Source organism: Cupriavidus sp. 05L310 (assembly GCF_056398185.1).
This window is the reverse complement of sequence record NZ_JBFTOX010000006.1, coordinates 160,914-173,806: the sequence shown is the minus strand read 5'-3', so window position 1 is coordinate 173,806 and position 12,893 is coordinate 160,914. Positions and strand designations below refer to the sequence as shown.

At 64.2% G+C, this 12,893-nt stretch carries 13 protein-coding genes; 5 read left to right on the top strand and 8 right to left on the bottom strand.

All coding sequences use genetic code 11. From position 1 onward, the window contains the following. Positions 1 to 116: 116 nt before the first annotated feature. Positions 117 to 848, bottom strand: coding sequence for a glutathione peroxidase (locus AC1DS6_RS05970; RefSeq protein ID WP_035870843.1), 732 nt, complete (start codon positions 846 to 848; stop codon positions 117 to 119). A gap of 518 nt (positions 849 to 1,366) precedes the next feature. Between AC1DS6_RS05970 and AC1DS6_RS05965 the strand changes: the two genes are divergently transcribed. Then, positions 1,367 to 4,666 carry an ATP-binding protein gene (locus tag AC1DS6_RS05965; protein WP_441625272.1) on the top strand — a complete coding sequence of 1,100 codons (3,300 nt, stop codon included), beginning with the start codon at positions 1,367 to 1,369 and terminating at the stop codon, positions 4,664 to 4,666. Between the two features lie 155 nt (positions 4,667 to 4,821). On the opposite strand, the gene AC1DS6_RS05960 is transcribed toward AC1DS6_RS05965, so the two are convergent. The 3 genes from AC1DS6_RS05960 to AC1DS6_RS05950 form a co-directional block, all read right to left on the bottom strand. Next, a complete protein-coding gene (locus AC1DS6_RS05960; RefSeq protein ID WP_441625270.1) occupies positions 4,822 to 5,517 on the bottom strand; it encodes an Hpt domain-containing protein in 696 nt (231 codons plus the stop codon). A gap of 104 nt (positions 5,518 to 5,621) precedes the next feature. Further along, complete coding sequence (locus AC1DS6_RS05955) at positions 5,622 to 6,260, bottom strand: response regulator (RefSeq protein WP_441625268.1); 639 nt, start codon at positions 6,258 to 6,260, stop codon at positions 5,622 to 5,624. 174 nt (positions 6,261 to 6,434) lie between these two features. Next, the gene (locus AC1DS6_RS05950) at positions 6,435 to 6,605 is read right to left on the bottom strand and encodes a hypothetical protein (protein WP_441625266.1); all 171 of its coding nucleotides are present in this window, start codon (positions 6,603 to 6,605) and stop codon (positions 6,435 to 6,437) included. Between the two features lie 507 nt (positions 6,606 to 7,112). Here AC1DS6_RS05950 and AC1DS6_RS05945 point away from each other — a divergent pair. Beyond that, complete coding sequence (locus tag AC1DS6_RS05945; protein WP_477102261.1) at positions 7,113 to 7,817, top strand: response regulator; 705 nt, start codon at positions 7,113 to 7,115, stop codon at positions 7,815 to 7,817. A gap of 104 nt (positions 7,818 to 7,921) precedes the next feature. Here AC1DS6_RS05945 and AC1DS6_RS05940 read toward each other — a convergent pair whose 3' ends face one another. Next, entirely contained in the window at positions 7,922 to 8,122 is a 201-nt protein-coding gene (locus AC1DS6_RS05940; RefSeq protein ID WP_441625262.1) for a hypothetical protein, read from the bottom strand. Positions 8,123 to 8,276: 154 nt separating this feature from the next. Between AC1DS6_RS05940 and AC1DS6_RS05935 the strand changes: the two genes are divergently transcribed. Then, positions 8,277 to 9,137, top strand: a complete 861-nt coding sequence (locus AC1DS6_RS05935; protein ID WP_477102260.1) for a transglutaminase-like domain-containing protein — start codon at positions 8,277 to 8,279, stop codon at positions 9,135 to 9,137. A gap of 36 nt (positions 9,138 to 9,173) precedes the next feature. Here AC1DS6_RS05935 and AC1DS6_RS05930 read toward each other — a convergent pair whose 3' ends face one another. After that, positions 9,174 to 9,638: a GDP-mannose mannosyl hydrolase gene (locus tag AC1DS6_RS05930; protein ID WP_441625258.1), complete on the bottom strand. Its 465-nt coding sequence runs from the start codon at positions 9,636 to 9,638 to the stop codon at positions 9,174 to 9,176. A gap of 549 nt (positions 9,639 to 10,187) precedes the next feature. Between AC1DS6_RS05930 and AC1DS6_RS05925 the strand changes: the two genes are divergently transcribed. Together AC1DS6_RS05925 and AC1DS6_RS05920 are read left to right on the top strand one after the other, a co-directional pair. Further along, positions 10,188 to 10,379: a hypothetical protein gene (locus tag AC1DS6_RS05925; protein WP_441625256.1), complete on the top strand. Its 192-nt coding sequence runs from the start codon at positions 10,188 to 10,190 to the stop codon at positions 10,377 to 10,379. 502 nt (positions 10,380 to 10,881) lie between these two features. After that, the gene (locus AC1DS6_RS05920; RefSeq protein ID WP_441625254.1) at positions 10,882 to 11,652 is read left to right on the top strand and encodes an SDR family NAD(P)-dependent oxidoreductase; all 771 of its coding nucleotides are present in this window, start codon (positions 10,882 to 10,884) and stop codon (positions 11,650 to 11,652) included. A gap of 54 nt (positions 11,653 to 11,706) precedes the next feature. Here AC1DS6_RS05920 and AC1DS6_RS05915 read toward each other — a convergent pair whose 3' ends face one another. Both AC1DS6_RS05915 and AC1DS6_RS05910 read right to left on the bottom strand, forming a co-directional pair. Continuing rightward, entirely contained in the window at positions 11,707 to 12,156 is a 450-nt protein-coding gene (locus AC1DS6_RS05915; protein ID WP_441625252.1) for an NUDIX hydrolase, read from the bottom strand. 119 nt (positions 12,157 to 12,275) lie between these two features. Continuing rightward, positions 12,276 to 12,872, bottom strand: a complete 597-nt coding sequence (locus AC1DS6_RS05910; protein ID WP_441625250.1) for a hypothetical protein — start codon at positions 12,870 to 12,872, stop codon at positions 12,276 to 12,278. Between the last annotated feature and the right edge of the window lie 21 nt (positions 12,873 to 12,893).

Sequence of the window (12,893 nt, the reverse complement as noted above, 5' to 3'; positions counted from 1 at the left end):
GCGGACCGGATGGCACCGCGCGGCACTGCCATCCGGTCCGCCGACTGGGACGCGGCTGCCGGCCATGCCGGCGCCGCGCCTTGCGGCGGTGAAGCGGTTATTGCGTCTGGATAGGCTTAGCGCACAAGGTAGGTCTCAAGCGCTTCGGCCCCGCCAATCAGCTTGCCGTTGATGAAGATCTGCGGCGCGGTCATGTTGCCGGACACCGCGCCCAGCACCTTGCCGCGGATCTTGTTCTCCAGCGGCACGTCGATGTAGTCGAAACCGTTGTCCGACAGCATCTGCTTGGCCTTGGCGCAGAAGGAGCAGCCAACCTTGGAGAACACGACTACCTGGTCAGGCTTCCTGGCATTCGGGGCGATGTAGTTCAGCATGGTGTCCGCGTCCGATACCTTGAACGGGTCGCCCGGCTCTTCCGGCTCGATGAACATCTTGTCGACCACGCCATCCTTGACCAGCATCGAATAGCGCCAGCTGCGCTTGCCGAAGCCCAGGTCGGTCTTGTCGACCAGCATGCCCATGCCTTCGGTGAATTCGCCGTTGCCGTCGGGAATCATCACGATGTTTTCCGATTCCTGGTCCTTGGCCCATTCGTTCATCACGAAGGTGTCATTGACCGAGACGCACAGGATCGCGTCCACGCCATGCTTGGCAAACACCGGCGCCAGTTCGTTGTAGCGCGGCAGGTGGGTGGACGAGCAGGTCGGGGTGAATGCGCCGGGCAGCGAGAACAGCGCGACGGTCTTGCCTTCGAACAGGTCGGCCGTGGTCACGGTCTTCCATTCATTGTTCTCGCGGACGCGGAACGTGACATTGGGAACGCGTTGACCTTCACGGGATTGCAGCATGGATGAGCTCCTGGATGACTGGGGGTGGATGGCCGCGTGTTGCAGCGAAGACCCGATTTTCCGCGCCGCAGCGTGATTTGTACAATTCATCATTACAAACACAATCATTGTCTTTTGCTATCGAACATGGATAACTTCGCCCTAAGAGACTCCACACATGCCTTTAAATGAGATTTAAACATCACTTATGTACGCTAATCCTGCCCATGGCAGCCGGGAACAAAGACGCTGCGGTCGAGGCTGGCGCGGATTCGGAAATTCCCACAGGTCTCTTCAGACATTTCCGAACGTTGCCCGCCATCACGACGCTTACATTCGGGCAAGGCATCCCGCATGCGCGTCCGTTGTGGCGCGTGCCGTCTCCCAAGGCAGCGAACGCTCGCGTGGGCGGACCGGCAGGCGGCGGCACGCCCCCCTTCCGTGAGAACTCCCATATGTGCATCTGCACCTCCCCGAACCCGGCGGACCGCTCGGCTACCCGGATCCGGCGCGTGTGCGCCCGCTGGTGGCACCGCCAAGTGTTTGTACTATTGCTGTCGCTTTGCCACGGCTTGCCGGCCCTGCCGGCCGAGCCGCCCCGCGCGCCGCAACCGAGCCCCCAGCTGCGGCTGGCTTCGTCCTATGCGCCCGGTACGGGCGCCCCCACCGGTCGGGCCGGTGCAGGGCGTGGCGACGATGCGGAGCTGGCCGAATGGCGCCGCAAGCACAAGGTCCTGCGGGTAGCCGTGGTGGGCAACTACCTGCCGCCTTTCGACCTCGTCGACCTGAAAGGGGACTACCGCGGGATCTCCGCGGATTACCTCGCCGTGCTGGTCGCGCGCCTTGGCATACCGGCGCAAATCCTTCGCTATCCCTCGCACGAACTGGCGCGCAGCCAGCTGGCCAACGGCGCCGTCGACCTGATCACCACCTCGCTGGACGACCCCGGCGCCGGCCTGCGTACCGCGCCCTACCATGACCATCGCCTGATCGAGGTGGTGTCTCGCAGGGACAAGGCGCGTAACCAGGCCAACCGCACCATTGGCTACCTGGCGGGCGAAGTCTCGCCCGCCGCGCTTCACCGGGCCTACCCGGGCGCGCAGTTGCAACCCTTCGAGAACCTGCTGGGCGCGCTCGACCAGCTCTCCCGCGATGCCGACTTCGTGGTGGTCACCAACGCTACCGCCGCAGGCTATCTTGTCGAGCAATACCGGTACGAGGAACTCACCGCGCGCAACTTCGCGCCACTGGCGCAGGCGGGCGTCACGTTCGCCGTGGCGGATCCCTCCCTGGGCCGGATCGTCGACCGGACGCTGGCGGCCATGCCCGCCTCGCTCAAGCGCGAGATCGAAACCGCCTGGATCGCCAGCTCGCTCGAGTTCGATATCACCGACAAGCTCAATCTCTCCGGCGCCGAACGCGCCTGGATCGCCGGCCACCCGGAGGTGCGCTACCTGGTGTCGCGCGACTTCGTCCCGTTCCAGTTTGTCGAAGCCAGGGGGCGCCTCGGCGGACTCACCGAACAGGTGCTGCAACTGATCGCGCAACGCACCGGGCTACGCTTCTTGCCTTACTGGCCAGCCAGCGGCGCGGACATTGCCACCGCCGTCGAGAATGGCACCCTGGACATCGTGCCGATCCTGCCGGTGAACCAGCATCAGGCCAGCTCCGCCCGTCTCTCGGTTAGCGCGCCCTACTTCTCCGGCAACTGGGTCGTCGTCACGCGCGCCGGTGACGACAGCATCAAGAGCCTGCCCGACCTCGCCAACAAGATCATTGCGGGGCCGCCGTTCAATGGCATCCAAGACCTCGTACACACCCGCTATGCGGTGAGCCAGCGCGAGACCGACTCCTACGAGGAGGCATTCCGCTTGGTCGCCACCGGCCGTGCCGATGCCACCATCGCCAACGCCTTCATGGCCGGCCACATGCTCAGGCAGACCTACGCTGGCCGCCTCAAGGTCGCAGCCGCGACTGGCGGGGTTCCGCTGGAAGTCGGTCTGGGCGTCAGCAACCGGCATCCTGAATTGCTCGGCATCATCAACAAGGCCATCCTGAGCATTCCCCCCCACGAGCTCGGCGCCATGCGCGCGCACTGGACGGAAGTCAGGCCTTCGCCCCTTGCCTGGCGCCAGTTCCTGCCGTGGCTGATGGGGGCCGCGGCTGCCCTGCTGCTGGTCAGCCTGCTCTTTCTGGCGTGGGTGACCTCGCTGCGGCGCCAGGTGACGCAACGCACCGCGGCCGAACACGCCTTGCAGGACCAGGTGGCATTCCAGACCGCGGTGCTCGACGGGATTCCGCAGCCGATCTACCTGCGCGACAGCCAGTTGCGCATGATCACCTGCAATACCGCTTACGAAGCGGTACTTGGCACGACGCGGCGCGCGCTGGCCGGCACGGAGCTGGCGTTCGCCACCGCCGCCATCAGTCCCGACATCCGCCACGACGAGCTGATGGACGTCTACCGGGACGTACTGCAGACCGGCCTGCCGTCCAGTGCCGACCGCCGCCTGACCATTGGCAACGAGCAACGCAGCGTCATCAGCTGGGTCGTGCCGCTGCGCCGCGCCAATGGCGGCACGGCCGGCATCGTCGGTGGCTGGATCGATGTGACGGAGCGCCAGCAGATGCTGGCCGAACTGGCCGCGGCCAAGAACCGCGCCGAAGCGGCCAACCGCGCCAAGTCCACCTTCCTCGCCTCGATCAGCCACGAGATACGCACCCCCATGAACGCCATCCTGGGGATGCTGGAGCTGGTGCTGGCGCGCCAGCATGCCTCGCACGCGGATCGGGAGCAGTTGGGCGCCGCGCACGGCGCGGCCACGTCGCTGCTGTCGCTGCTGGATGACATCCTGGACCTCTCCAAGATGGAAGCCGGCAAGTTCACGCTGCAGCCGCGCGCCGCCAGCCTGCGCCAGGCCCTGCACGAGCTCGCCCGGATGTTCGGGCCGGTAGCCTCGCAGAAAGGCCTGGCCCTGAGCATCAGCGTTGGCGATACGGTGGCGCAAGCGCACAAGGTGGATATCCTGCGCATCAAGCAGGTCATCAGCAACTTTGTCTCCAACAGCATCCGCTTTACCGAGCAGGGCAGCGTGGATATCCGGCTCGACGGATCCACTGTGCGAGACGCCTGGCAAGCGCTCCACATCGTCATCCAGGACACCGGCATCGGCATTCCCCCCGGAGCAATCGGCAAACTGTTCCGCCCCTTCTCCCAGGTGGAATCGCCCGAGCGCGCGAATACCGGCGGCACCGGCCTGGGCCTCTCGATCGCGCAAAACCTGGTGCGAAGGATGGGAGGCGAGATCTCGCTTGAGAGCGAGCCCGGCCTCGGCACGAAGGTGGTGGTGCGCCTGAACCTCGAAGTTTCGGCATCCCCGCCCCAGGAAAGCGCTTCGATTGCCGGCACGCCCGACATCTCCGTGTTCCCCGCCGGCATGCGCGTGCTGATCGTGGATGACCATGCGCCTAACCGGCTGTTGCTGGAGCGTCAGTTGGAGCGGCTAGGCATTGCGGTAGATACGGCGGAAAACGGCGCCCTTGCCCTGGAAGCCCTGTTGCGCCACCCGCCAGACCTGATCATCTGCGACTGCATGATGCCGGTGATGGACGGCTTCAGCCTGGCCCGTGCAATTCGCGCGCGCAAGGACTCCCTGGGCAAGATACCGATCATCGGGTGCACAGCCAGTGCCCAGAGCGAAGATCATCAGCATGCGCTGGCGGCGGGAATGAGCGAGGTACTGGTCAAGCCAATGGGGCTGGTCGCACTGGAACGCGCCCTGCGCCGCCATCTGCGCGCAAGCCATGGTGCCGGGCAAGGCGATGCCACACCGGCCTGATTGCGCGCCGGAAGCGCACCTTGAAGTTGAAGTTGGGGTTGAAGTTGGGGTTGAAGTTGGGGTTGAAGTTGGGGTTGAAGTTGGGGTTGAAGTTGGGGTTGAAGTTGGGGTTGAAGTTGACGTCGAAGTTGACTCCAACCCCTACACCCAAACCCTCACGCCGCCCGGGGCGGCGGCCGCATTGCCAGCAGCGAAGCCTCAAGATGCTCCACCGTCGCGGCGAGAATCGGCAACAACGCCCGCGCCGCGGCCAGATCACCGAACTGCGCAACGGCTTCCAGCCGTCCGCATAGTGTCACCAGCGCCGCGCACTCCAGAATCCGGGCCGAGCCTTTGATCCGATGAGCACCACTGTCGAACCGCTGCCACGCGCCGTCCGTCAGCGCGGCGTGCATCATGGCGAGATCGATGCGGTTGGTGTCGACCAGGCTGTCCACCAGATCCCTGACGATATCCGCGTCGCCCCCGGCCAGGGTATCGAGCAAGGCGCCGACGGCCGCGCATTCGTCCGGCGACACCGCGACAAACCCGTGTTCAGCCAGCGCGCGCGCCAGTGAACTGGCATTGACCGGCGCGGTGAGCGTGGCATCGAAGGCCGCGCCGTGGGCCGCATGGGTTACGCGCTTGCCGGCATCGGCCGGCACCACCGCAAACAGCAGGCTATCCGGCGACAGGCCGAAGTCACTGCGAGCCGGTTCGCCCTCATGGTCATGCGCAAGCCAGACAAGCGCCAGCCGGATACGCTCGGTTTGCGCGGGACCGGCATCCGGCTCGGCCGCATCCCTGTGCTCGACGGAAAACCCCAGGCCCGCGAGCACGGTCGCGAGTCCGCTGATTTGCAACGCTTGCACGCCACTCTCGGTAGTGCTGAGTAATAGCGCGCGGATCATGAAATTACCTTCGGGAACATTTGCATTTTGTTGAGCCACTGTCAGCAAGTGGCCACAAGCTGGCGTCATTGCGCCGGTGTGAGGCGATATCGCCGGGCGAAATCGACCAGGTCCACCAGCGAGCTGACCTGCAGCTTGCCCATGATGCGGGTCTTGTGGCTGCTCACCGTCTTGTTGCTGATAAATAGCAGTTCGCCTATTGCTTTATTGGAAAAGCCCCTGGCCAGCAACTGCAGGATGACGATTTCCTTGTCCGACAGCCGAGCGAGCCGCTCTTCGTCCGCCAGCTGTGCAACCTTCGGCAGTTCGCGCTCGTAGCGCATCTCCGGAAACACCGTATAGCCGGCCATCACCGCTTCGACGCAGCGCACGATTTCCTTCATGTCCTGCATCTTGCTGACGAAGCCCTGGGCACCAGCGTGCCTCACCCGAGGAGCGAACGTGGCCTGGTCTTGTCCGGAAATCACCAGGATACGGATCGGCGGGTAGATCAGCTTCAGGCGTGGAATCACGTCAAGGCCGCTGATCCGGGGAATATCCAGGTCCAGGACGGCGAGATCCGGCTGGAACTGCCTGGCGGCTTCGATTGCAGCCTGGCCATTGTCCGCTTCCAGAATATGGCTGACCCCCAGCACTTGCGACAACTGGGCCTTGATCACCAGGCGGAGTGCCGGGTGATCGTCGACGACCAAGATAGTTGCCACTCGCATTCTCCCCAAAAAAAGCCAACAAGGAACTCACCTGCGCCGGGACACACCGATAATCAAAAGGTGGAGCGCGGATTATGTGGCGAATTTACGCTACAGCCGGCCAGAAATTTCCGAGCAAGTTATCGGAAATTTCCTAAAGAAGGGCTCCCGCAACCTCGAATCGCGCCTTCACAGCCAGGGCTCAGGCTGGACGTTCACTGATAAAAATGAATCGTGAATTGCGTTTAAGGAGAGAAAATCCTGCGCTGGACGCAGGCAGACCGCGATGCCAAAAAGGATCTCGCCGACTACTTCCGCGCTGAGTCCATCGTCGAAGTATGTTCTGCTTTCCTTGGTCACTCCCCCTCTTCTCCACGAGCACCCCGGAGCCCGGTCCCGCTTTTGCGTGGTCGGCACGAAACCCGGGTCTTGCCCGGACCGCCGAATGCTCCGAATCAAGCTGCTGAAAATTCCGCAAAAGACACAATATCCCCACTATCCCCTTGACCGTCGCCCGAGGCCGACCGCCACGGCATATTCCGCAGCGGCACGCCTGAAAGCGACCAATGACATGGATCACTGACATGGCGGGACGCAAAATGCGGAAATTTCGCAAACCAGCACCGTGCCGTCGGCGATACAGTCTGCAGTCACAAAACAGTACTTTCGCCGGCGCCCCGCGCCGCCATTGACCACCGTCAGCCGCACTGCCATTGGCGTAACGCGGCCTGGGCGGGAGAACACGGAAGCAAGCCATGAGCGATATCACCCCAATTTGCGCAACCGGGGCGCCGGAGCCACCCGCGCAGCTGGAACGGCTCGCGCGGCGCAAGCCATCCCGTCCGACGTACTCATGGATATGAGCCCATGCTGGCCGACGTCTCGCTCTCCAAATCCCGCATCGTCATCGCCGACGATCATCCCGTCATGCTGGTGGGCCTGCGCGGCTTGCTCGCGCAGTTTGAAAGCGTCGAAATCGCCGGCATTGCCCGGAACTCCACCGAGATCCTCGCGTTGCTCAGCCGGCAGCCCTGCGAGATCCTGCTGACCGACTATGCGATGCCAGGCGGCGCCCATGGCGATGGCCTGCACATGATCGAGTTCGTGCGCCGCCGCTACCCGGAACTGGCGATCCTGGTATTCACCATGCTGCACAACCCCGAGCAGATCAGCGAGCTGGTCAGCTTCGACCACTTGTCCGTGGTCAGCAAGCTCGACGACGCATCCCATATCCCGAAGGCGCTGGCACACCTGCTCGCCGGCGTGCGCTACCTGTCGCCGGCGATACAGCGGCTGCTGGACAGCATCGGCCCGCCCGCTGACCTGCGAGCCCGGTTCGGGCCGCTCAGCCCGCGCGAGGTCGAGGTGATCCGGCTTTACCTGTCCGGCATGTCCGTCAGCCAGATCGCGGTCAGCCTCGGGCGCAGCATCAAGACCATCAGTACGCAAAAAATGTCGGCCATGCGCCGGCTCGGGCTACGTGGCGACCTGGAACTCTATAACTACGCCGCTTCCATCGGCCTGCTCGGGCAGCACCACGCGCGCCGCCTGAACGCCACAACCCGGGAATAACGGCGCGCAATGATGCAGGCGAGCGCCCTGCCCCGCCGATACCCCGCCTCCAAACGCGCGCGAACGCCTCGAAGCCCTGCCCGGTGGCGAACGCGACGCCCGGGCTAGTTCGCCGGGACGCGAAGCGCCGCGCCACCGTCGGCACCGTCGGCACCGTCGGCACCGCGGTTCCGGTCCAACCGGTCCTTCGGCTCCGCCGACGCGGCCGCCGCCGCATGCATCTCGAACCCCGGCTCGGGAGACGGCACCGTGATGGTGCTCAGCAAGGACAGCGGACACCACCAAAGCGCTTTCAACGGATTCACTGGACTTTCCCCTGAGTGCCGGTGACCATGGTCGGGCACGATACACCGCTTAACGGCAGGAAGTGGCGATCCGTTGAACTTGTCACAAACTATTCTTCAAGCCAAGCGCCGGTTGTGCCGCGCGGAAAGCGCGGAAAAAAAGGAGGGACATCAAATGAACCGTCTTCGATACTCGGTCGACCTGTCCTACGAAGTCCTGGATGCCGAGGCGGACTTCCTCTTCAACATCGAAGCCGCCCGTACCGCCCGCCAGACGGTCGTTTCCGAGCGCCTGACGCTACCGCCCGTGCTGCGCATGGATCACTACAACGACCCGTTGCTATGCAACCGGCTGATCCGGCTGCGCGCGCCGAAGGGACATCTGGCCATTCACTATGAAGCCGTGGTCGATATCGACCATCGCCTCGACGAGCCATCGACCTTGTCGGAGGTCCCGGTCGCGCTACTGCCGTTCGAGGTGCTGCCTTACCTGGCGCCGAGCCGATACTGCGAATCCGACCGGCTGATGGAATTTGCCCTGCGGGAGTTCGGCGCCATTCCGTGGGGATACACCCGTATCGTCGCGATCCGGGAATGGGTGCGCAACCACGTGCGTTTCCTGTCAAAGTCCACCAACGAGCGCACCTCGGCCGTGGATACGATTGTCGAACGCACCGGTGTGTGCCGGGACTTTGCGCACCTGATGATTGCGATCTGCCGGGCCCTGAGCATTCCCGCGCGCATTTCCAGCAGCCTGGACTACGGCGCCGATCCCGCTCTCGGGCCGCCGGATTTCCATGCCTTTGTCGAAGTCTTCCTGTCGGGAAGATGGTACCTGGCCGATCCCTCCGGCACGTCCATTCCCACCGGCCTGCTGCGCATCGGCACGGGCCGGGACGCGGGAGAGATTCCTTTCGCGGCGATTTTCGGCAAGGTGGAATCCGAGCGGCCCTTCGTGCAGGTCCATGCGGTGACCGATGCGGCGCTCGGACTGGAGATGCCGCTTTTCACGGACTGGGGCATCTGTACCTGGTAGGACGGTTCTCCCCGGCCACGCCGCTTGCCGGGCCTGTCAGCGGAAATAGGCCTTGGTATATTCGTGCACATCGTCGCGGGCAAGCAGCTCGGCCGGCGCCATCCAGCAGTACGCGCTGTGCTGATCGGGCTGCCCTGGCGGCTTCCCGTCCGGCTCGCCACCCGGCAGGGTCCAGGCATAGGCAAGCACCACATAGTGCGTGGTAACGCCGGGTTCGCCGGCAAAGTTGTCCGCATAGTGATGTTCGAACACGCCGCGCGGGACTGCATCGCCACGCCTGGCCCCGGCGACGCCCAGTTCGTCCGCCACGATGCGGCGGAAGGCGGCGTCCAGGCCTTCGTCCTTGCGGATGCGCCCGCCCGGCACGAACCACACACCTTGCGCCGGCCGGTTACGGCGCCGGCCAAGCAGCACACGGCCGTGCGCATCGGTGACGAGCAGGTCGATCGAGACCAGCGGTGCATGGCGCACCACGAAGAAAAAATCCTTTCCGACGAGCATTGGGATCGGCTCCGAAATCGACAGGCAACATGCTGTTCCGCCGCGGAACAAGCCCGAAAGCTGTCGGCGCGACGCTGCCGGTGCAGAAAGACGCCTCGCCCACCGGGGGATAGGCGAGGCGCAAAGCGCGAACAGGTGGGTCAGACCTGCCCGCGACGTATGGAGCCTACCCGCGGCCGTGCGAATAGAACGTGGGCTAGCGCACCAGGCATTGCTGCGGCGATGTCACTGAGGATGGCAATGGCCTTGCCCGCACGGCCGGCAAGCTGGCTATCGGGGGCGGCGGCGCAAGCCGGCGGGCGCGGGCTCGTTGCCACGAAGCAACGCCAGACCCGCGTGCGCACGGCTTTGTGGCCGCTCCGGATGCATGGCCTGCGCAACGCTTATGGAAAAATCATAGGCAAAACAGACCCGGAGATGCGCCGCCACCGAACTAAAAATTTGCGTGCCGCTGCCGTTATTCCCTGAGCGGCGGGCTGCGCCACGCCGCATGTTGGCGCTGCCCGCGCCCGACAGCGCCATGGCGCCCACAGAAGTCCGAGTATCCCTATGCAAGACAATCTGCCACAGCTCGCCGCGCTATGCTGCACCTTTGCCGCCGTGCTCTGTACAGCACTCGCGATCCGGCGTGCCCGGAAACAGACCCGCGTCGATCACCGCATCTGCGACCTGGAACGGCTACTCCGCGAGCGCCTGCCAAAGCGGGACGACGCAGCGGCCGACACGCGCATCTTTGGCTAACGCCATGCATCTGCCGCGCTGCCCCGGAGGGGGCAAGGCACAAGCGAACGAGGACGAACCCGAGAACAGAGAGGAAAAATGGGGGCTATTCTCTATACGTTGTATCAACAAGAATACGTATGATCCGTCGCGTGACAAGTCGCAGTGCATAAGTTAATAGATCTGACAACTGGACCATGAGCGGTATTGCCGCCTGGAACGACTTGTTTGCCGATCTTCGCAGCGTGATCCAGCATGCCTACACAGGCCAGAGAGCCAACGGGGCAGGATCTACGAGGTGTGGATGTCGCGGGGTGTAAAAGGCCATTCTTCGGAATGGCTTTTTTTATTGCGCCAGGCGTCAGGCCGGCAGCCCTCGATGTCGGTAAAGCCGTGGAAAGGCGCCCGGCGCGCAGATTCGTCTCTTTGGACGACGCACGGGCGCACCGCGCTCGCGACACTGCTGCAGGTTCCCTGCCGGATCGCCGCAGGGAGGAACCCTGATCCTGGCTAAGGAAGCGTCGTGACCTACACAGCTTTTGACCTGACCGGAAAGGTTGCCCTCGTCACGGGCGGCAATAGTGGAATCGGACTCGGCATGGCCGATGCCATGGCGGCGGCCGGTGCCGATATCTCGATCTGGGGCACCAACGCCCGGAAAAATGCCGACGCGGCCGCGCGCCTGGCCGCGCACGGCCGCAGGGTGCACACGGCAGTTTGCGATGTGGGCGACGAGGCCGCGGTGCAAGCCGCCTTCGCCGAAACGGTCGCGACCCTGGGCCGCGTAGACGGCTGCTTTGCCAACGCGGGAATCGGCGCGCGCGGCGCCCGCTTCGAGACGCTCGGCACGGAAGACTGGCATCGCGTGCTGCGGGTCAACCTCGACGGGGCCTTCTTTACACTGCGCGCCGCCGCGCGGCACATGCTGGAACAAGGCGACGGCGGCGTGCTGGTTGGCACCGCGTCGGTGGCGGCCATCGAAGGGGCCGCGCGCAACCAGCACTATGCCGCCACCAAGGGCGGGTTGATATCGATGATGCGTGCGCTGGCCGTGGAGTACGCGCGCCACGGCATCCGCGCGCATTCCATCCTGCCGGGCTGGATCGCCACCGACATGACCGCCAGGGGGCAGGCGGATCCGGCGTTCCAGGAAATGGTAGGCAAGCGCGTGCCGATGCGCCGCTGGGGGGAGCCGGCCGACTTCGGCGGGATCGCCATCTATCTGATGAGCGCGGCATCCCGCTATCACACGGGCGATACGCTGGTCATCGATGGTGGCTATACCTTGTTCTGAGGGAAGAAGAGGTATCGGGGGACGCCGCTGCCGCACCCCCGATACGCATGGCGGCTAGAACCTTCCCGCGGCCTTCAGGATGCCAACCAGCCCTTCCGGCCATACGGTCTCGGTGGTCGAGGCCAACTCCGCCTGCGACCACCACTTGTGGTCCGCGATCACGCTCCTTTCATTGTCGGTCCAGTCGTCACGCGACAGCGCCTCGCCATTTGCCGCCACGACAAAATACCGCTCGACCGCCAGGACATGTTCTCCGTCAGGCAATTGCAGCGAGACCTCACGCGTGCTCACCGGCGCATCGACCGCGTCGACCCGGATCCCCGTCTCTTCGCGCAGTTCGCGAATCGCCGCCGCTTCGAAAGTCTCGCCGGCTTCCAGGCCTCCTCCGGGCGTAGCCCAATAGTCCTGGCCAGCCAGCGCCCCCTGCCGGTGGGTGAAACGAAACAGCAGCAGTCTTCGCGCCGGGCTGAGGACGAGAAGTCTTGCGGCAGGACGATGGCGCATTGCAGGCATCCGGTAACAGGTTCCGGCGGATTCTATGCGATTTTGCCAATCCGCCCCCATCCAGACGGCACGCCCGCTTCCTGCCGATACCTGCCAAGCCTTGCCGGCCTTAACTCGTGTCAACTCTGAAGCGCTCCCTCCAGGCAATCCTGCAAGCGCTCCGCATGGCCAGCGATCTTGTCGGCCTGATCGAGCCTGTTGATGATCCGCCGCGCATTCACGTAGTCCGTCTTGTCACCCGTGAGGTAGGCGGATAGCGTTTTCCCGGTGAATACACCTTCGCGCATCCCGATGGACATGATCCGATAGGCAGTCAGAGGATCCAGGACCCGCTCCGGGTCATCGACAAGCGAGGTGCCCAGTCCCAGACGCTTGCTCAGCTTTCCGTAGTTCCCGCGCCCGGTGATTTGCACGTAACCGCGGCCCTTGAACCGCAATCCGTCGCCGGCCTGCGTATTTCCAAGTGGTCCGGCCTTCGGCGGACGCTCGTACTGGAGAAAATACGAGTCCTTTCCGAACTCCGTGATGGGCTGCCAGCTATCCGCGCACTCGTGCTTCACGGTTGCCAGCATGTAGGCGACCCAGCGAACGTCCACGACGTCCGGATCGAGCTGCACGAAACCGAGGAGCCTGTCCAGGCCCGACAGCTTCGGCGCGGAGAGCGGCGCGAACGCCTGCTCATAGGCTGTGTAGAACGTCTGATGGTTGAACCACATACTTCGTCTATCATTTCCGCG

Excerpts from the sequence above, each read along its gene's own strand:
- AC1DS6_RS05970 (WP_035870843.1), bottom strand. The coding sequence starts at position 848 with ATGCTGCAATCCCGTGAAGGTCAACGCGTTCCCAATGTCACGTTCCGC.
- AC1DS6_RS05945 (WP_477102261.1), top strand. The coding sequence starts at position 7,113 with ATGCTGGCCGACGTCTCGCTCTCCAAATCCCGCATCGTCATCGCCGAC.
- AC1DS6_RS05935 (WP_477102260.1), top strand. The coding sequence starts at position 8,277 with ATGAACCGTCTTCGATACTCGGTCGACCTGTCCTACGAAGTCCTGGAT.
- AC1DS6_RS05930 (WP_441625258.1), bottom strand. The coding sequence starts at position 9,638 with ATGCTCGTCGGAAAGGATTTTTTCTTCGTGGTGCGCCATGCACCGCTG.
- AC1DS6_RS05925 (WP_441625256.1), top strand. The coding sequence starts at position 10,188 with ATGCAAGACAATCTGCCACAGCTCGCCGCGCTATGCTGCACCTTTGCC.
- AC1DS6_RS05915 (WP_441625252.1), bottom strand. The coding sequence starts at position 12,156 with ATGCGCCATCGTCCTGCCGCAAGACTTCTCGTCCTCAGCCCGGCGCGA.
- AC1DS6_RS05910 (WP_441625250.1), bottom strand. The coding sequence starts at position 12,872 with ATGTGGTTCAACCATCAGACGTTCTACACAGCCTATGAGCAGGCGTTC.